Genomic DNA, 18,289 nt, shown 5'->3' on the forward strand with positions numbered 1-18,289 from the left:
ATTTCATCGTGAATCGCAAACTGAGCCCGGCGTCTTCGGGAGGGGCCATCATTCTCTTGTGCGCGGCGCTGCTCGCGCTGTCCGGCTGCGGCCGCAAGGGGCCGCTCGACCTGCCGCCGGGCGCGCCATCGCCGACGGCCAACGCCGCGCCGACCGATACCGCGGCGGACAACGCGAACAAACAGACCGTCTTCAATCCGAATTACGGCAGCGCCGACCCTTCGATGAGCGCGCCGAGAGGCAAGAAGCGCCCGTTCGCTCTCGATCCGCTTCTCGGCAACTGATCTCGACGAGTGCCCGCTTTCCGAAGTTCGTGATATATATGCCGCGCTCTCGCACACGAACTTCGGAAAGCAAGGGCACTCGCAAGACTATGATTCTGGTGCCGCTTTTCGATCTGAAGTTCCTGAGATGAATTTGCGGCGCCCGGTGCAGGAACTTCAGATCGGCGGCACTAGAGCTTGAGATGAACCATTTCGACTATCGCAACGGCGTGCTGCACGCCGAGGCGGTCAATCTGTCCGATCTGGCGCAGGCGGTGGGCACGCCGTTCTACTGCTACTCGACCGCGACGCTGGAGCGGCACTACCGCGTCTTCACCGAGGCGTTCGCCGGCGAGAAGGTGCTGGTCTGCTACGCCATGAAGGCGAATTCCAACCAGTCGGTGCTGCGCACGCTGGCGAAGCTGGGCGCGGGCGCCGATGTGGTCTCGGGCGGCGAGCTGAAGCGCGCGCTCGCAGCCGGCATCCCGCCTTCAAAGATCGTGTTCTCCGGTGTCGGCAAGACCGAGGCCGAGCTGCGCGCGGCGCTCGCGGCCGACATCCTCTGCATCAACATCGAGTCCGAACCCGAGCTCGAACTGCTGTCGCGCCTTGCCGCCGAGACCGGCAAGACCGCGCGCATCTCGGTGCGGGTCAATCCGGATGTCGATGCCGGCACCCATGCCAAGATCTCGACCGGCAAGTCCGAGAACAAGTTCGGCATCCCGCTGTCGCGCGCCCGCGAGGTCTATGCGCGTGCCGCGAAGCTGCCGGGCATCCAGGTGAGCGGCGCCGACATGCATATCGGCAGCCAGATCACCGAGCTTGGCCGCATGGAGACCGCGTTTCGGCTGCTGGTCGAGTTCGTGCAGGACCTGCGCGCCGACGGCCACACTATTTCCCACATCGATTTCGGCGGCGGCCTCGGCATCCCCTATTACATGGACCGCGAGGCGCCGCCGGCGCCGGACGCCTATGCCGCGATGGTCAAGCGGGTCGCGCACAATCTCGGCTGCATGCTGATGTTCGAGCCGGGCCGGCTGATCGTCGGCAATGCCGGCATCCTGGTTGCCCGCGTGATCTATGTGAAGCACGGCGATGCGAAGAATTTCGTGATCATCGACGCCGCGATGAACGACCTGATCCGCCCGACGCTCTACGAGGCGCATCACGACATCCTGCCGGTGGTCGAGCCCGCCGCCGGCGCGCGACGAATTGTCGCCGACGTGGTTGGGCCGGTCTGCGAGAGCGGTGACTACCTCGCGCTCGACCGCACGCTTCCCGAGCCGAAGCCCGGCGATCTCGTGGCGATCATGACCGCCGGCGCCTATGGCGCGGTGCAGGCGGGCAGCTACAACACCCGGCCCCTGGTGCCGGAAGTGCTGGTCAAGGGCGACCAGTATGCCGTGGTGCGCCCGCGCGTCGACGTCGATGCGCTGATCGCGATGGACAAGCCCGCACCCTGGCTGTGATCTACCTCAAAGCATGCCTGTCGGCTTCAGGCAGTTGAGGATCATGCCAAACATCTTCGTATTGTTCGGCGACAAGAAATCGCCAGCCGGGAGGTAGCCCTAGATACGGAATAACCAACGGAGCCCACTCCGCGAGGTGGGATGCATGCAAGGGCACGAAAAAATCCGGTTCCGCAGAGAAGCGCTCGCCCGCCCAGATGTACCAACCGCAGGAATCTCCGCTGGGTGAGATTCGTAATCCATTCAGGGGGCGGCCGCCCTCCTTTACGTTTCTCGATACTCCAACTTTGTGCGCCGGCCCGCACGCAAAGTACCGCGCACCAAAACGCGCGCAAATCGCCTGCTGCTGGTTCCTTGTGTCCGCATCCATTACTTCGCCACGAGGTTGCCCTTGGCGCCGCCCACGATCACGCTCAGCTTGATTGCCGAGGTTACCGTGGCCACAGCGAATTGCAACACAGCCATTCGGGGTCATGGATCACGGCTCGCGCTCTGGACAACGCTGCGCGTTGCCAGGCGAGCGCTTGGCCGGGACGACAGGAGATTCGTTCGCGTCGATCAGGTCAATCGCGGCGGGCGTGCCGCCGCGATCATCGCATCCCCATCACCAGATCTTGTAGCTCACGCCGATGCGGGCGAGGTCCGCGGTCGCGGTCGACCGGGCGCGAAAGCGAGCGTTGGGGTCCCCGCTAAGGTTAGGTACGGTCCTGAACGTTGCGTCACTATTGCTGAAATCGAGGTGAAGGTATTCGCCGCGCAGGATCCAGTTCTGGGTCAGCGCATATTCGACGCCGGCGCCAGCTGCGATGCCGATGTGATAGCTGCTGTCCGAAGCGGCAGCGAGGAACTGGCCGGCAACGCGGCCAAAGCGGCTGCAACTCGGATCCACACAATTGGATTCTGTCAGCGATGCATCGATATGCCCCCAGGCCGGGCCAGCGGTGACGTAGAGCAGCGTGCGGTCGGAGGTCAGCCCGAACCGCGCCCGCAAGGTGGCGAATTGGTCGAGCTTCGACGACGCAACGAGTTGATTGCTCCGAGGATCGGAGCAAGAGCCAGTGAAGCAAGTCGTGTCACTGTCCTTGAAGCTCGACCAGTTGAAATCGCCCTCGATGCCGACTAGGAACGACGGCGCGAACTGCCAATTGTACCCGGCATGCACGCCCCCGACCACGCCGGTGGACTTCAATGCCGGTCCGTTCAGGAACGGCGCGAAATCGTCCAAGTCGGTCACGGGCAGCGACGCCATACCGCCGCCGACGCTGCCGCCGAGATAGAATCCGGTCCAATTGAAGACAGCGGCAGCCGGTGCGGCCTTGTAAACAGGTGCGCCCATGTCCGCCGCCATCGCAGGCGCCACGGCTGCGAGCGCGCCCAGCGCCACGCCGCAGGCAGCGCCGAGCAGCGCGTGCGTCTTGGTCTTCGAGGTCATGATGCTCTCCACTCGATTCGATGAAATCGTCGTCGAGAACGTTAGTCGCGAGGCGCGCAACAGGCTTTAGTGGCGGCCGAACGGCATTTGAACGCGTGCGAACTGCGTTGATTTTCGCGGCTCATGTTGCCGAGCGGCGACACCACTTTGTACCAGGCCAAGAAAAAGGCCGGCCCCATTGGGCCGGCCTGTGTGCCGCGTCTGGAAGTAGAGATGATCCGGCGGGACGTGCCGCCGCGATTGTCGCATTCGCATCACCAGATCTTGTAGCTCACGCCGATGCGGGCAAGGTCCGCCGTCGCGCTCGACCGTGCGCGAAAGCTGGTGTTGGGCTGCAAGGCAGTCGGTTCGATGAACTGTGCGTCCTTGTTGCTGAAGTCGAGGTGAAGATATTCGCCGCGCAGGATCCAGTTCTGCGTCAGCGCATATTCGACACCCGCGCCCGCCGCGATACCGATGCGATAGCTGCTGTCGGATGCGGCGGCGAAGACCTGGCCGGGGGGGCGGCAGGCCGGACAATTGAAGTCTGTCAGCGATGCATCGACATGTCCCCAGGCAGGGCCTGCGGTGACGTAGAGCAGCGTGCGGTCGGCGACTAGCCCGAACCGCGCCCGCAACGTGCTGAAATTGTCGAGCTTGGACGTTGCGACGACTGGGTCAAATCGCGAGATAACGGAACAATTGCCGAAGCAGGTTGTGTCACTGTCCTTGAAGCTGGACCAGTTGAAATCACCCTCGATGCCGACCAGGAACGACGGCGCGACCTGCCAATTGTAACCGGCATGCAGGCCACCGACCACGCCGGTGGACTTCAGCGTCGGCCCGTTCAAGGCGGTGTCGAAATCGTCCATGTCGGTCACGGGCAGGGACGCCATGCCGCCGCCGATGGTCCCGCCGACATAGAACCCGGTCCAGTTGAAAACGGCCGCAGCCGGCGCCTTGTAGACCGGCGCGCCCATGTCCGCCGCCATCGCGGGCGCGGCCGCGACGCACGCAACGCTGCAAGCGGCGCCGAGCAGCGTGCGCGTCTTGGTCTTCATCATCATTTCGTTCTCCATTCGATTCCGTTGGATCGTCGTGGAGAACGTTTAGTCGCGCCGCGCGCAGCAGGCGTTAGTGGGAGCCGAACCGTATTTGGGCGTGTCCGAACTGCGTCGATTTTGACTACGCGCTGTTGCAGAGCCGCGACACCTGACTTGTTGATCCGCGCACGCGCTTGTCGAGAAGCGAACAGGAAGAGTGGTGAAGAGTCTACTTCGCTATGGCGCCGCCGCTGCCGCCCACGATCACGCCGGCCTGTTTCTCGATCGGCTTGATCGCCGCCGTGAAATCCGACTCCGCGCCTTCCTCACGGATCACCACTTCCCAGAGCCGCGCGACGGCCTCCGCCACCTCCATCGATAAGCCCAGCTGTTTCATCTCTTCCAGTGCCAGCCGCACGTCCTTCACCATCAGTCCGGTGGCGAAACCGAAATCGAAGCTGCGCGGCAGCACCGAGCGCGGAAACTTGTCGCGGCTTGCGGTATTCATGCCGGAGCCGGCATTGATCACGTCGATCATGATCTTGGGGTCGAGGCCCGCCTTGACGCCCATCACCACGGCTTCCGAGGTCGCGACCATGGCGGTCGCGGAGAGAAAGTTGTTGGCAAGCTTCATGGTTTGCCCCGAGCCGGGCTTCTCCCCGATGAAGAACAGCTTGCCGATCACCGCGAGCGCCGGCCGCACCGCCTCGAACTCGGTGCGCGGACCCGACACCATCACCGCCAGCGTGCCTTTCTCGGCGCCGCCGACGCCGCCGGAGACGGGACTGTCGATCTGCACGATGTTCCGTTGCTTGAGGAGGTCGAAAATCCGCACCGCCATCCGCGAGCCGACGGTGGAGAGATCGACGAAGCGCCTGACGCGCTCGCCCTCGATCACGCCGTCTTGTCCGGTCGCTACCTCGAGCGAGGCCTGCAGCGAGGGCAGGCTCGCCATCACGGTCTCGGTGCGGTCCGCGACCGCCTTTGGCGAGGAGGCGGCTTGCGCGCCGAGCGCGAGCAGCGCCTCGACGGCCTCCTCGCGCGTGTCGAACACCGTCAATTGATGGCCGGCCTCGATCAGACGTCGCGCCATGGGAAATCCCATCTTCCCGAGCCCGATGAATCCGATTTCCATGGCAGCATTTCCTCGCTTTCGTCATTGCGGGGAGCAAAGCGACGAAGCAATCCAGCCTTGGCTGCGTCTCTGGATTGCTTCGCTTCGCTCGCAATGACGGCCTAATCTCTCTACGGATCGAGCATCTCTCAGCCCTTGTCGATCTCGGCGAACACCTCGCGCGCGATGCGGAAGCTGTCGACGCCGGCCGGCACGCCGGCATAGATCGCGACCTGCATGAATATCTCGCGGATCTCGTCGCGCGTGACGCCGTTGGTCAGCGCGCCCTTGATATGGGCGCGCAGCTCATGCGGGCGATTCAGGATCGAGATCATCGCGAGGTTGAGCATGCTGCGGGTCTTGCGCGGCAGCTCCTCGCGGCCCCAGATCGCACCCCAGCAATATTCCGTCAGAAGCTCCTGGAACGGCTTGTTGAAGCTGTCGACGTTCTTCAGCGCATTGTTGACATAGGCCTCGCCCAGCACCGCCTTGCGGATTTCGAGCCCTTTGTCGTGCGTTTTCTGGTCCATGACGTTTCCCTAGGTGGTTGATGGGCGGAAACTACGAGGTCGCGGCGGCCTAGTCACGCCTTCGTGTTATGCACCGGAGAGGCCGGGTCCCCGTGCAGGCACGGGTGCCTCAGTGCTGCCGTTGTGCTAGGCTGTCCTGCCGGTGAATTCGGAGATTTTGTTGAACGGCGCCAACCCCGACCCGCGCGACGAGGCCCGCAATGCCGACGCCCTCTCGCGGCTGAAACTGACGCAGGCTCTCAAGCGGGCGCGCTATGCGATCGCGTGGGAGGGCGTTTGGCCGCCGCTGGCGCGGTTGTTGACCGTCGTCGGCCTGTTCCTTGTGGTGTCCTGGGCCGGCCTCTGGCTCGCCCTGCCGTTCGCCGGCCGCGCGATCGGCTTCGGCCTGTTCGTGGTGCTGGCGCTGGCCGCGCTGTTCCCGCTGTATCGCTTCCGCTGGCCGAGCCGCGAGCAGGGCCTGAGCCGGCTCGACCGCGGCTCCGGCATTGCGCACCGCCCGGCCACCGCGCTCAGCGACACGCTGCAGTCGCAGGACCCGGTCGCGCAGGCGCTGTGGCAGGCGCAACGCGAGCGCACGCTCGCCTCGCTGAAACGGATCCGCGCCGGCCTGCCGTCGCCGCGGCTCGCCATCCATGACCCCTGGGCGTTGCGCGCGCTCGTGATGGTGATGCTGGTCGCGACCTATGTCGCCGCCGGCGACGAGCGCGCGATGCGGGTTGCGGCCGCCTTCGACTGGAACGGCATGCTGGCGCCGGCCAATATCCGCGTCGACGCCTGGGTCACCCCGCCGCTCTATACCGGCCGGCCGCCGATCATCCTCTCCGCCGCCAACAAGGAGGCCGCGCTCCCGGCGTCCGGGCCGCTGCCGGTGCCGGCCGGCTCGACCCTGATCGTGCGCTCGAGCGGCGGCACGCTCGACGTCGTGACCGGTGGCGGCATCACCGAGGCGGCCGCGGCCGAGCAGGCGCCGAAGGGGACCAACGAGCGGCATTTCACCATCGCCGGCGACGGCACGGTTCACGTCCGCGCGCCCTCCGGCCAGCCGCAATGGCGCTTTGCCGCCACGCCCGACCGGACGCCGACCATCGCGCTCGCCAAGGATCCGGAACGCCAGGCCAGGGGCGCGCTGCAATTGTCCTACAAGATCGAGGACGATTACGGCGTCACCGAAGCGCAGGCGCATTTCGCCGCCCGCTCCGCCGAGGCCGCGAAGGATGCGCGGGAGCCGCGGCCGCTGTTCGCCCCGCCGCAATTTGCGCTGGTCTTGCCCAATGCCCGGACGCGCAGCGGCGTCGGCCAGACCGTGAAGGATCTGAGCGAGGACCCTTACGCCGGGGCCGATGTCACCTTGACGCTGACGGCGAAGGACGAAGCCGGCAATGAGGGCAAGAGCGAGCCGTTCACCATGCGCCTGCCGGAGCGGCTGTTCGCCAAGCCGCTGGCGCGTGCGCTGATCGAGCAGCGGCGTATCCTCGCGCTCGACGCCAACAGGAATTCCGACGTGTTCGCGGCGCTCGAGGCGCTGATGATCGCGCCGGAATTGTTCATGCCGGAACAGACCGGGCACTATCTCGGGCTCTACAACATCGCCCGCGAGCTCGAGGCGGCCCATACCGACGACGGCTTGCGCGAGGTGGTCGCGAGCCTCTGGGCGCTCGCCGTGACCATCGAGGATGGCAACATCACCGATGTCGACAAGGCGCTGCGCGCCGCGCAGGACGCGCTCAAGCAGGCGCTGGAACGCGGCGCCAGCGATGAGGAGATCAAGAAGCTCACCCAGGATCTGCGCGCGGCGCTGGACAATTACATGCGCCAGCTTGTCGAGCAGTTCCGCAACAATCCGCAGGCTTTGGCGCGTCCGCTCGATCCCAACACGAGGATCATGCGCCAGCAGGACCTCAACAACATGATCGAGCGCATGGAGCGGCTGTCGCGCTCCGGCGACAAGGAGGGCGCGCGGCAACTGCTCGACCAGTTGCAGCAGATGCTGGAGAACCTGCAGATGGCCCAGCCCGGCCAGGGCGCCGACGACGACATGGAGCAGGCGCTCAATGAGCTCGGCGACATGATCCGCAAGCAGCAGCAGTTGCGCGACCGCACCTTCAAGCAGGGTCAGGATTCGCGGCGCGACCGCTTGCGCGGCAAGCAGGGCGACCAGGGCATGGGCGACCTGCAGCAGGACCAGCAGGGGCTGCGCGACCGGCTGAAGAAGCTGCAGGAGGAGCTGGCCCGGCGCGGCATGGCGCCCGGCCAGCGCGGCGAGAAGGGTCAGCGCGGCCAGCAGGGCGAACAGGGCCAGCAAGGCGAGCAGGATGATGGCGACGGGCTCGGCGAGGCCGACAACGCCATGGGCGACGCTTCGGGCCGGCTCGGCGAGGGCAATGCCGATGCCGCCGTCGAATCGCAGGGCAAGGCGCTGGAGGCGCTGCGCAAGGGCCAGCAGAGCCTGGCCGATGCCATGCAGCAGGGCGACGGCGACGGTCAGGACGGCCCCGGCAACCGGGTCGGCCGCCAGCAGAGCGGCGGCAACCAGACCGATCCCTTGGGACGGCCGCTGCACGGCCGCGAATTCGGCGACGACTACACGGTGAAGATTCCGGGCGAGATCGACGTGCAGCGGGTGCGCCGCATCCTCGAGGAACTCCGCCGCCGCCTGGCCGATCCGGCGCGGCCGCAGATCGAGCTCGACTACATCGAGCGGCTGCTGAAGGATTATTGAGCGCTTCCTGCGCTCTCAGGCTGTGGTCGCCCGGGCTTGACCGGGCGACCCGGTATTCCAGAAGCACCGACGATCGAATCGAAACGCCACGGCGTACTGGATGCCCCTCCTTCGCGGGGCATGAGCAGGCTTGAAGGTCCACGCAATCCGTTAGCTGTTCCGCGACGCCAGCGCGTCCGCAACGGCGGTACGGATGTCCGCCACCGAGAACGGCTTGGTGATCACGTCATGCGCGATCGCCTGAAGGTTGGACGCGCGCTCGCGCTGGTCGGCATAGCCGGTCATCAGGAGGATCGTCAGCCTGGGAAAGTCGCGCGCCGCGGACAGCGCGAGCGCGATCCCGTCCATCACGGGCATCTGGATGTCGGTGAGCAGCAGCTCGAAGGCGCCCTCTTCGCGGATCAGGATGTCCAGCGCCTCGGCGCCGTCCTGCGCGGTGACGGTTTCGTGGCCGTCCATCGCGATCGCGCGCGCGACCAGCAGGCGCATCGGCTCCTCGTCGTCGGTGATCAGGACCCGCGCCACGGCGGCCTCACGCGCTGTTGCCGGCGAGGTCGCGCCGGTTGAAGAAGCGGATGTCGATGTTGCGCCCCTCGGGCGGCGGAGAGGCGAGGCGCGACTTGAACAGGGCGCGCTCGCCGGGTTTCAGCACGGTCTGGTCGAGTACGGCGTTCCAGGCATAGATTTCGGCGCCCTGCGCGTCCCGCACCGAGAAGCGCAGCCGCGGCAGTTCCACCGCCTTGCGGGTCTGGCCGACAATCACCCCCTCGATCACCAGCACCGGCTTGCCTTCGACGGTCTCGGTTGTGATCCTGACGTCCTTGAATACGACGCCGCGAAGGTTCACATCGAGCCCGACCATCCGGTAGAAGGAGGCGGTCTGCGGCAGGAGGCGGACGACGTCGGCGCGCCAGACGATCAGCGCGACGACCAGCGCAGCCATGCCGGCGCAGGCGGTCGGCAGGCCGATATTGGGCGTCAGCCACGAGAAAAGGCCTGAAAGGCGCAGGCGGCGCCGGCGGGGTGAGCCTGGTATGCCCTGCCAGTCGTCCTCGGCGTCACGGGTTGCCGCGGAGGGCCAGTCGGCCGCAATGGAGGGGCTGTCGATCACCGGCGCCTCGGGCTCGGGCTCGTCGCGGGTATGGGTGTCCCAGCCCGGCGCCGACACGCCCGTCGTCGGCTCGCCGGCTTCCGCCAGGGCAGGTTCCGGGGCCGGCTCGATTGCATCTTCCGGCCGCGCCAGCCAGACCTCCTTGCAGCGGGAGCAGCGGACAGTCCGCCCCTCCGCGCCGAGAGTAGCCGGGTTGATCGCATAGGAAGTCGTGCAATGAGGGCAAACGATGTGCATGGAGCCTGTTCTCCACCAATGAGGCGACTGGTGTCCGCTACCGGCGCTTGTATCCCTTTGCAGCGGGCGCTTTTACAAGCGTCGGGAGCAGAGGGACACCAGCAACTCTATGATTCCAGTGAGGCTTTGGATTTGACGTCCCTACGGATGACCCGCCGCGATGCCGATAGGAACGTCAAATTCGCCACACCGGTCAAAAACCGGCAAACGCAATGCTACAAGCCGACCGTTAACGAATCGGAAACCATAACCGACGCAAAACCGGTGAGGTTTCCGGCCGCCGGGTCACGCGCACCGGCCGCCCCACGCCTCGAACGGAGCTGACCTTGGTCCGGTTCGAAAATGTCGGATTGCGTTACGGGCTCGGCCCGGAGATTTTGCGCGACCTCTCCTTCGAGATCCCCGCCCACTCCTTCCAGTTCCTCACCGGCCCGTCCGGCGCCGGCAAGACCTCGCTCTTGAAACTGCTGTTCCTGTCGCTGCGGCCGACGCGGGGGCTGGTCAACCTGTTCGGCAACGACGTGTCGCTGCTCGGCAAGGACGAGATCGCCGACCTGCGCAAGCGGATCGGCATCGTGCTGCAGGATTTCCGCCTGCTCGACCACATGACGACCTACGAGAACGTGGCGCTGCCGTTCCGCGTGATCGGCCGGGACGAATCGAGCTACCGCAAGGAGGTCATCGACCTCCTGAAGTGGGTCGGGCTCGGCGAGCGCATGGATGCGCTGCCGCCGATCCTGTCCGGCGGCGAGAAGCAGCGCGCCGCGATCGCGCGCGCGGTGATTTCGCGCCCGCAATTGCTGCTGGCGGACGAGCCGACCGGCAATGTCGATCCGACGCTCGGGCGGCGGCTGCTGCGGCTGTTCATCGAGCTCAACAAGCTGGGCACCGCGGTGATCATCGCGACCCACGACATCACGCTGATGGACCAGTACGACGCAAGGCGGCTGGTGCTGCATCAGGGACGGCTGCACATCTATGAATAGGAACGAGACACGGCGTCCCCTGGTCGACCTCGGACATGAACGTCCGCAGGTGCCGGTGCGCGCCCGCAACCTGTCGCCGATCGTGCCGCGTGCCTCGATCGCGGGCCGCGCGCTGGTCGCGGTGGTCGCGATCATGACCTTCCTGGCGTCGGTCACGACCGGCACCGTGCTGCTGGTGAGCGCCTCGGCCGCCGAATGGCAGTCCGATGTCGCAAGCGAGATCACGATCCAGGTCCGTCCGCAGGCCGGGCGCGACATCGAGCGCGACGTGGCTGCCGCGAGCGCCGCGATGCGCGGCCAGTCGGGGATCGTCGAGGTCAAGCCCTTCACCAGGGAGGAGTCGGCGAAGCTGCTGGAGCCGTGGCTCGGCAGCGGCCTGTCGCTCGACGACCTGCCGGTGCCGCGGGTGATCATCGCCCGGGTGCAGCCCGGCACCCCGCTCGACCTCGTGGCCCTGCGGGCGCGCCTGGCGCAGGCCGCGCCCACCGCCAGCGTTGACGATCACCGCGCCTGGATCGAGCGGATGCGCTCGATGACGGGCGCGACCTTCGCGGCCGGCCTCGGCATCCTGGCCCTCGTCATCGTCGCCACCATCATCTCGGTGTCGTTCGCCACCCGCGGCGCGATGGCGGCGAACCGCCCGATCGTCGAAGTCCTGCATTTCGTCGGCGCCGGCGACCGCTACATCGCCGACCGGTTCTTCTGGCACTTCCTCCGCCTGGGGCTGGAGGGGGGCCTGATCGGCGGCGGCTTCGCGATGCTGTGTTTCGGCTTTTCGGAATCGATCGCCACCTGGTTTTCAGGCACCCCGATCGGGGATCAGTTCGCCGCGCTGTTGGGGACATTCTCGCTGCGGCCTTCCGGCTATCTGGTGCTGGCGATCCAGGCCGTGTTGATTGGCGCGATCACCGCCTGGGCGTCGCGGCGGACGCTGTTCGCCACCCTCGACGAGATCGAATGACCGGCCGGACCGGACCATATGGCGCGGCCCGAGTGATTCCACTTGGCCGTAAAACCCTTTAGAATTGCACCGGGGAAGGGATCATCAGCAGCCGTCGCATGGGTCAGCGGGCCGACAATATCTCGCCGAAGGCGCCAGCACGTCCGCTTGGCGGTATCGTGCGCGCGGGCGTCGTGACGGCGCTCGCGATCGCTTTCGTCGCGGCGTCGGTTGGCTTTGTCTACTTCCTGTCGCAGCTTCGCGGCGCCGAAACCGCGCCCGAGCGCCAGGCCGACGGCATCGTGGTGCTGACCGGCGGCTCCTCGCGCATCTCGGATGCGATGGAATTGCTGGCGGCCGGCTACGGCAAGCGGCTTCTGATCTCGGGGGTGCACCCGACCAACGACGCCAACGACATCTCCCGTTCGCTGCCGGACAGCCAGCTGCTGATGGGGTGCTGCGTCGACCTCGACCACTCCGCCGTCAACACCCGCAGCAATGCCGCGGAAACCAGGCGCTGGGCGCGCGAGCGCGGGTTCAAGTCGCTGATCGTGGTCACCTCAAACTACCACATGCCGCGCGCGATCGTCGAATTGGCGCACGCCATGCCGGAAATCGAGCTTATCCCGTTCGCGGTGGTCGGCGAAAAATGGCGTGACGAACCCTGGTGGACGAGTGGCGCGACCTTGCGCCTGCTGCTGTCGGAATACGTCAAATATGTCGCCGCCGAGTTGCGGGTGCGGCTGGCCGATCTCGGCCTCGATTTGACGCCCGAACTGCCGGACCAGCCGGGCGGCGCGTCGCCGCGCCGGCCGGCGACCGCCCAGGCCAACTGATCGGATCTTCGATGGCTTCGATTTTTCTGCGCTCGCTCGTCTTCAACGTGGCGTTCTATGTCGTGCTGGTGGCGCTGATCATCATCGCGCTGCCGACGCTCGTGATGCCGCTGCCGGCGCTGCTTACGGTCGCGCACTGGTGGGCGAGTGCCAGCATCTTCCTGATGCGCGTAATCTGCAACATCAAGGTGGAGTTCCGCGGCGTCGAGAAGATTCCCAAGGGTCCGCTGATCGTCGCCTCCAAGCACCAGTCGATGTGGGAAACCTTCGCGCTGCTGCCTTTCTTCGAGCGTCCGATCTTCATCCTCAAGCGCGAGCTGACCTGGATTCCGGTGTTCGGCCTGTTCCTGATCAAGGCGGACATGATCGCGATCAATCGCGCGGCGGGAGCGCGAGCATTGATGCGGATGGCGCGGCGCGCCGGCGAAGTGGTTCGCCGCGGCCGCCAGCTCGTGATCTTCCCCGAGGGCACGCGCACCCCGGTCGGCGCGCCGCCGCACTACAAGAGCGGGGTCGGCCTGATCTATGTCGATTGCGGCGTGGCCTGCCTGCCGGTCGCGCTCAATTCCGGGCTGTTCTGGCCGCGCCGCACCTTCATGCGCTATCCCGGCACGCTGGTGGTCGAATTCCTCGATCCGCTGCCGGCCGGCCTGTCGCGCGACGAATTCCTGCGCCGCACCCGCGAGGCGATCGAGAGCGCGACCGCGCGGCTGGTCGAGGCCGGCCGCCTCGAGCAGGCGAAGCTGTTCGGCCGCGCCGATGGTTCGGCCGAAGCATAGGCATGATGCCCGACTAGGCTTCGGCGCTCGTTTCCGGTGGAGCGCCGTGCAGCGAGTGCGCGTCGTCATGCAGCATCAGCGAGAGCTGATGCAACTGTCCGTCGCGAAAACCCTGCGCCTCGATCGAGCGCACCGTCGACAGCACGTAGTCGCGGTTGTTGCCGGAGCGGCCGTGGCCCTGCCGCACCAGGCGGAGCTGCTCGGCGAGCGAAAGCCGCCCGGCATACTGCACATGGCCGCGGTCGACCACGTAAGCGAGCGCGCTGACGCGTCGTCGCGCGTCGTCCTCGAGCCACACCGAGCGCATCACCTCGCGATAGACGTTGGTCGTCTGCTCGCGGCTGCGCAGGTAGTCGATGGTATGGGCGCGCCGCGCGGCCGCGACGCGGAAGGCGATGCCACGGCAGGCGCCGCCGCGATCGAGCCCGAGCACCAGCCCCGGCTTTTCCGGCGTGCCGCGATGGTCGAAGGAATAGACGCAGAGCGCGCGATGCTCGCCGATCAGCCGCGCCGGCACCTGCTCGATGAAGGCGAAGCCGGGCTTCCACATCAGCGAGCCGTAGCCGAACACCCAGAGATCGCCGTGGTCGGATTCGGTATCGGGAGGGAGGGTCAGGGGCATTTTGTGCAGGCTTAGCAGGGTTTGGCGGAGGATGAAAATCCGGTAACTTGATTGCGCCGTCACCGTCCCCTTTATTGACAAAATTGCTGGTCAAAGGGTCGCGCCATGGCCGATACCATGGCCAGTGGTCCGATTGTAACATTCGCATGCCGCACGGAAGGCACGCTTGCGAATGCTGGCAGCGAAAGACCACTGGCAAGTTTCAAAGTTACAGGCGGAGCCGGGATTTGACGTTCGCATCCGAGAACCACGGCGAGCCAGGGGCGGACATCAGGTCCGCTCCACAGTCACCGCGCCGGCGCCCGCTCTGGGGCCTGTTCATTGCACCCGCTCTCCTTCTCATCGCCGCGATCGCCTGGAGCGCATTCTGGTTCTTTGCCGCCTCGCAGGTCGATGTGCAGGCGGATGCCTGGCGGGCCCGTGAAGCGAAATCCGGCCGCGTCTATGATTGCGCCAGGCGGTCGGTGGCCGGCTACCCGTTCCGGCTCGAGATCCGCTGCGACGGTGCGAGCGTATCGCTGGTCGCGCAGACCGCGGGCGCAACGACGCCGGTCACCGCCAGGCTCGGCGAGATCCTCGTGGTCGCGCAGGTCTATGATCCGAAGCGCGTGATCGCCGAATTTGCCTCGCCCGCGACGATCACCGATCGCGGCGCCGCCTCCTTCGCCGTCAACTGGAGCAAGGGCCGCAGCAGCATCGTCGGCCTGCCCGACATTCCGGAGCGCGCCTCGATCGTGTTCGACAATCCGGCCATCGAGCGCGTCGAGGGATCGGTGCAAACGCCGCTCGCGAACGCCTCCCATGTCGAGCTGCACGGGCGTCTGGCTGGAGGCTCGGTTGCCGATCACCCGGTCATCGAGACGGTCGCCAGGATCGAGGGCGGCAGCGTCAAGGGATTGCATCCGCTGCTTGCCGAACCGTTCGACGTCGACGCGCGCATGATGCTGAGCGGGTTGAAGGACTTTTCGCCAAAACCCTGGCCGGAGCGGTTTCGTGAAATCCAGGCTGCCAACGGCCACGTCGAGGTGGTGCAGTCGCGCATCCAGCAGGGCGACCTGGTGGCAGTCGCGGCCGGCACCCTCGGCCTGAATGCGAACGGACGCATCGAGGGCGAATTGCAGATGACGGTCGCCGGCCTCGAGAAGGTGATCCCGGCGCTGGGCATCGAGAAGATGCTCGACGAAGGCGTGCCGCAGGCGACGCTCGATCGCGTCGCGCCCGGCGTGAAGACCCAGGACATCAACAACCTGTTCGGCGCGCTCGACCGCGCCATTCCCGGGCTCGGCAAGATCGTGAAGCAGAATGCCGGCGCGGGCGTTGCGGCCGGCATCAATTCGCTCGGCAGCGAGACAGTGCTCGAGGGCAACAAGGCGCGGTCGTTTCCGCTGCGCTTTGTCGACGGCGCGGTGTTTCTCGGCCCGCTGCGCGTGGCGCAAGTGCCTCCGCTGTTTTAACAAACCGCTAACGACGCGATAACGCCACAATCGCCTAAGCGTGATCGCCAGAGCCGGCGCCGCCGGGAATGGATCCCCTCCCACCTCAGTCTTGTCTGCAGACGGCGGCGACGAAAGGTTGCGGCCGATGCAAGGGAGAGGATCATGACGACTTTCAAACTGTTCGGCGCAGCGCTGGTTCTGTCGGCGGCCGTGGCGACTCCGGTTCTGGCGCAGCAGGCCATCCAGGAGCCGGGTGCCTACGCCTTCGCCTATCCGAACGGCGATCTCGGCATCGGCTCGAGCCGTGCGGCGCCTTCAGAAGCGATGGCGCAGCAGACACTGCGCAACACCGACATGCGCGTGGCCATGAAGCCGCACAAGCTCGTGAGCCGCACCACGATCAAGCACTGACGGTCGGCCACCGGCCGGCACCTGGGATAACAACGACGTCTCTCTGTTAAGCCTCCAAGCAACTTGGGCCCAGCCATGCCCCGGCTGGGCTCTTTTGTTTCCACTCGCGCACGGCTGCGCCAGATCGGAGATCGGCGAAAAAATTCCCGCAACAAATTGCGAGCGAAACGTGATCTGAAAAATTGGTTTGGCCGAGAATATCGGACCCCGAACCCAAGTCTCTCGCACTGGGGAAGCATGCACACACCTCGGGGAGGTGCGATGTGCGCAATCGCGCTTCTTCTTGGGCGGGAGGTTCAAGTGAGACTATTGGGATGCGTACTTATTGGCGGGGCCCTTCTTTGTTCTGCGAGCCAGGCTTTTGCGGAAGACGACGCGGCGGCCGAAATCAGGGCGCTCAAAGCCAAGCTGAAGCAGCTCGAAGACAAGGTGGACAATCAGACGCAGCGCGAAAAGCGGATCGAGGCGGCGCAGGCCAAGGCGATCAGCCAGACGCCGATGACCTACAAGGCGCCGGATGATCTCTGCCCGGCCGGAAAGGTCTGCTACAACGGTGTCACGCTGACATTTGGCGGCTGGGTCGACCTCACCCACATCTATCGGACCCGCAACCTCGCTTCCGATACGGGGTCGGTCTACAACTTCATTCCATTCGCCCAGGCCAAGAACTTCTACACGCCGGAATCGCGTTTCTCGGCGCGCCAGAGCCGTTTCTCGGTCGTGGCGGAGGGCAATGTCGGAGCGGATACCCACATTGCCGGCTACGGCGAAATCGACTTCGAGGGCGCGGCACAGACCGCCAACTCGGTGGCGACCAACTCGTTCAACCCGCGCATGCGTCAGCTCAGCGTGACGGTCGACCGCAACGACATCGGCTTCCACGTGCTCGCCGGTCAGACCTGGTCGCTCAATGCGCCGAGCAAATACGGTATCGATCCACGAGGCGTCGACGCGCCAGGCGTGATCGACTTCGAATCGGTGCCCGGCTTCCTTGCCGCGCGCCAGCCCGGCGTGCGCGTCTGGCAGGATGTCACGCCCGAGTTCAGGATCGCGGCATCGGCCGAAAATCCGCAGACCGCCTTCTTCGGCGGCAACACGCCGACCGTCGGCACGCCGGCCGTTGGTCCGCAGGGCACGCTCAACCCGAACCTGCTCGTCAACCTGACCGGTCCGGGCGGCAGCTTCTTCAACAACGCCAACAATCTGAGCCTCAATCAGGTGCCTGACTTCACGGTGAAGGCGTCATACGACCCGCGGCTTGGGCCTTACCGGTTCCACATTGAAGCATGGGCGATGTATCGGCAGATGTTCGATCGCTTCAACTTCGCCAATCACACCTATGACACCGGCGCGTTCGGCGGCCATATCAATGCGGAGCTGATTCCGAAAACGCTCGAACTTCAGGTCTATGGCTCCCAGGGTGCGCTCGGCCGCTTCACCGCCACGCCGTTCCCGGATGCGACGCTGGCGCAGGACGGCACCATCCTGCCGCTGACCATCACCGCCGCCGCCGTCGGCCTGATCTGGCATACCCTGCCGACGCTCGACATCTACAGCTATGCCGGTCTGGAAAAGGCCAAGGCGGCGTTCATGGATGTCGGCAGCGTGCCGTTCGGCTACGGCAACCCGCTCTACAACAACCTGGGCTGCAACGTCGAGAACTCGCCGGCGGCGACCTGCAACGGCAATACCCGCGAGATCAGGCAGTACACCCTCGGGTTCTACGACACCGTCTATCGCGGCAATTTCGGCACGGTCAAAGCGGGCGTGCAGTACTCCTACAACCAGCGCTTCGCCTTCGACGGCGTCGGCGGCGCGCCAAGGACCGACGATCACATCGTCATGAGCCAGATCCGCTACTACCCCTTCGACAAATAAAAAGGGGCTCACGACGTGCCGCGCGAAGGAATCCGCAAGGATCAAGTGCTGTTGATCAGCCGTGTCGCGCATGTCGTGGAGCGGATCGGACTGGCAATGTCGGGCGCGGTGTGCGGCATGTTCGTTGCCGCACTGCTCGCCCGCAGCGAAATGGAGCTATCCGACCCGGCTGCCTTCATCTTGTCGATGATGGCAATCGGGGCGGGCGGCTTCTCGCTGGGGATCGATATTTCCGTGTCGGGGTTGCGCCCGCGGCTGGACCCGCTCCTGCTGCTCGGTGCGGCCGGCACCTTTCTGGCCGCGGTCGCGGCGCTGATCTCCGTCTATGCCTTCGTGTTTGACGAGGTTCTGCGCCGCGGCTGGGACATGGCGGTCGCCGCCTGGTGGGTGGTTGGCGTCGCCATGCAGATCGGTGCCGGCCTGACCCGCCAGCTGGGCGCAGTGCGAAAATCGGGCCGCCAAGGCATCCGACGCGCCGGGGCATGACACCGAGCGGCGAGCGCC

The 18,289-nt window shown here is 65.9% G+C and carries 19 protein-coding genes; 11 read left to right on the forward strand and 8 right to left on the reverse strand.

The window, feature by feature from the left end; translation table 11 throughout:
* Window positions 1–8 precede the first annotated feature (8 nt).
* A complete protein-coding gene (lptM, locus tag QOU61_RS05880) occupies window positions 9–284 on the forward strand; it encodes an LPS translocon maturation chaperone LptM (protein ID WP_289657180.1) in 276 nt (91 codons plus the stop codon).
* A 182-nt stretch (window positions 285–466) separates the two neighbouring features.
* The gene (lysA, locus tag QOU61_RS05885; protein WP_289657181.1) at window positions 467–1,732 is read left to right on the forward strand and encodes a diaminopimelate decarboxylase; all 1,266 of its coding nucleotides are present in this window, start codon (window positions 467–469) and stop codon (window positions 1,730–1,732) included.
* A 1-nt stretch (window position 1,733) separates the two neighbouring features.
* Here the strand turns inward: lysA and QOU61_RS37335 are convergent, their stop codons facing one another.
* The 5 genes from QOU61_RS37335 to QOU61_RS05905 form a co-directional block, all read right to left on the reverse strand.
* Complete coding sequence (locus tag QOU61_RS37335) at window positions 1,734–2,102, reverse strand: immunity protein Imm33 domain-containing protein (RefSeq protein WP_502876888.1); 369 nt, start codon at window positions 2,100–2,102, stop codon at window positions 1,734–1,736.
* Window positions 2,103–2,336: 234 nt separating this feature from the next.
* Window positions 2,337–3,224 (reverse strand): outer membrane protein, encoded by an 888-nt coding sequence (locus QOU61_RS05890; RefSeq protein WP_289657182.1) that lies wholly within the window; start codon window positions 3,222–3,224, stop codon window positions 2,337–2,339.
* Window positions 3,225–3,418: 194 nt separating this feature from the next.
* Entirely contained in the window at window positions 3,419–4,210 is a 792-nt protein-coding gene (locus QOU61_RS05895) for an outer membrane protein (RefSeq protein ID WP_289657183.1), read from the reverse strand.
* 205 nt (window positions 4,211–4,415) lie between these two features.
* Window positions 4,416–5,321, reverse strand: coding sequence for an NAD(P)-dependent oxidoreductase (locus tag QOU61_RS05900; RefSeq protein ID WP_289657184.1), 906 nt, complete (start codon window positions 5,319–5,321; stop codon window positions 4,416–4,418).
* A gap of 128 nt (window positions 5,322–5,449) precedes the next feature.
* Window positions 5,450–5,830 (reverse strand): carboxymuconolactone decarboxylase family protein, encoded by a 381-nt coding sequence (locus QOU61_RS05905; protein WP_289657185.1) that lies wholly within the window; start codon window positions 5,828–5,830, stop codon window positions 5,450–5,452.
* Between the two features lie 160 nt (window positions 5,831–5,990).
* Between QOU61_RS05905 and QOU61_RS05910 the strand changes: the two genes are divergently transcribed.
* The gene (locus QOU61_RS05910) at window positions 5,991–8,549 is read left to right on the forward strand and encodes a TIGR02302 family protein (protein WP_289657186.1); all 2,559 of its coding nucleotides are present in this window, start codon (window positions 5,991–5,993) and stop codon (window positions 8,547–8,549) included.
* A 150-nt stretch (window positions 8,550–8,699) separates the two neighbouring features.
* Here QOU61_RS05910 and QOU61_RS05915 read toward each other — a convergent pair whose 3' ends face one another.
* Entirely contained in the window at window positions 8,700–9,074 is a 375-nt protein-coding gene (locus QOU61_RS05915; RefSeq protein ID WP_289657187.1) for a response regulator, read from the reverse strand.
* A 7-nt stretch (window positions 9,075–9,081) separates the two neighbouring features.
* Complete coding sequence (locus QOU61_RS05920; RefSeq protein ID WP_289657188.1) at window positions 9,082–9,897, reverse strand: MJ0042-type zinc finger domain-containing protein; 816 nt, start codon at window positions 9,895–9,897, stop codon at window positions 9,082–9,084.
* A 326-nt stretch (window positions 9,898–10,223) separates the two neighbouring features.
* On the opposite strand from QOU61_RS05920, the gene ftsE reads away from it, so the two are divergent.
* The 4 genes from ftsE (at window position 10,224) to QOU61_RS05940 (ending at window position 13,438) form a co-directional block, all read left to right on the forward strand.
* Window positions 10,224–10,883 carry a cell division ATP-binding protein FtsE gene (ftsE, locus tag QOU61_RS05925; protein WP_289657189.1) on the forward strand — a complete coding sequence of 220 codons (660 nt, stop codon included), beginning with the start codon at window positions 10,224–10,226 and terminating at the stop codon, window positions 10,881–10,883.
* On the forward strand, window positions 10,876–11,844 hold the full coding sequence (locus QOU61_RS05930) for a cell division protein FtsX (protein ID WP_289657190.1): 969 nt from the start codon (window positions 10,876–10,878) through the stop codon (window positions 11,842–11,844). The genes ftsE and QOU61_RS05930 overlap by 8 nt, the downstream gene beginning before the upstream one ends.
* Before the next feature lie 98 nt (window positions 11,845–11,942).
* Window positions 11,943–12,659, forward strand: coding sequence for a YdcF family protein (locus QOU61_RS05935; RefSeq protein WP_289657191.1), 717 nt, complete (start codon window positions 11,943–11,945; stop codon window positions 12,657–12,659).
* A gap of 11 nt (window positions 12,660–12,670) precedes the next feature.
* The gene (locus QOU61_RS05940; protein ID WP_289657192.1) at window positions 12,671–13,438 is read left to right on the forward strand and encodes a lysophospholipid acyltransferase family protein; all 768 of its coding nucleotides are present in this window, start codon (window positions 12,671–12,673) and stop codon (window positions 13,436–13,438) included.
* Window positions 13,439–13,451: 13 nt separating this feature from the next.
* Here the strand turns inward: QOU61_RS05940 and QOU61_RS05945 are convergent, their stop codons facing one another.
* Entirely contained in the window at window positions 13,452–14,060 is a 609-nt protein-coding gene (locus tag QOU61_RS05945; RefSeq protein WP_289657193.1) for a gamma-glutamylcyclotransferase, read from the reverse strand.
* A gap of 269 nt (window positions 14,061–14,329) precedes the next feature.
* On the opposite strand from QOU61_RS05945, the gene QOU61_RS05950 reads away from it, so the two are divergent.
* From QOU61_RS05950 to QOU61_RS05965, 4 genes are all read left to right on the forward strand, one after another.
* Window positions 14,330–15,514, forward strand: coding sequence for a DUF2125 domain-containing protein (locus QOU61_RS05950; RefSeq protein ID WP_289662297.1), 1,185 nt, complete (start codon window positions 14,330–14,332; stop codon window positions 15,512–15,514).
* 144 nt (window positions 15,515–15,658) lie between these two features.
* Complete coding sequence (locus QOU61_RS05955) at window positions 15,659–15,907, forward strand: hypothetical protein (protein WP_289657194.1); 249 nt, start codon at window positions 15,659–15,661, stop codon at window positions 15,905–15,907.
* 300 nt (window positions 15,908–16,207) lie between these two features.
* Window positions 16,208–17,785, forward strand: coding sequence for a hypothetical protein (locus QOU61_RS05960; protein WP_289657195.1), 1,578 nt, complete (start codon window positions 16,208–16,210; stop codon window positions 17,783–17,785).
* Window positions 17,786–17,800: 15 nt separating this feature from the next.
* Window positions 17,801–18,271 carry a hypothetical protein gene (locus tag QOU61_RS05965; protein ID WP_289657197.1) on the forward strand — a complete coding sequence of 157 codons (471 nt, stop codon included), beginning with the start codon at window positions 17,801–17,803 and terminating at the stop codon, window positions 18,269–18,271.
* Window positions 18,272–18,289: the final 18 nt, after the last annotated feature.

The organism is Bradyrhizobium sp. NP1 (assembly GCF_030378205.1).
In the GTDB taxonomy this organism is placed as follows: Bacteria; Pseudomonadota; Alphaproteobacteria; order Rhizobiales; family Xanthobacteraceae; genus Bradyrhizobium.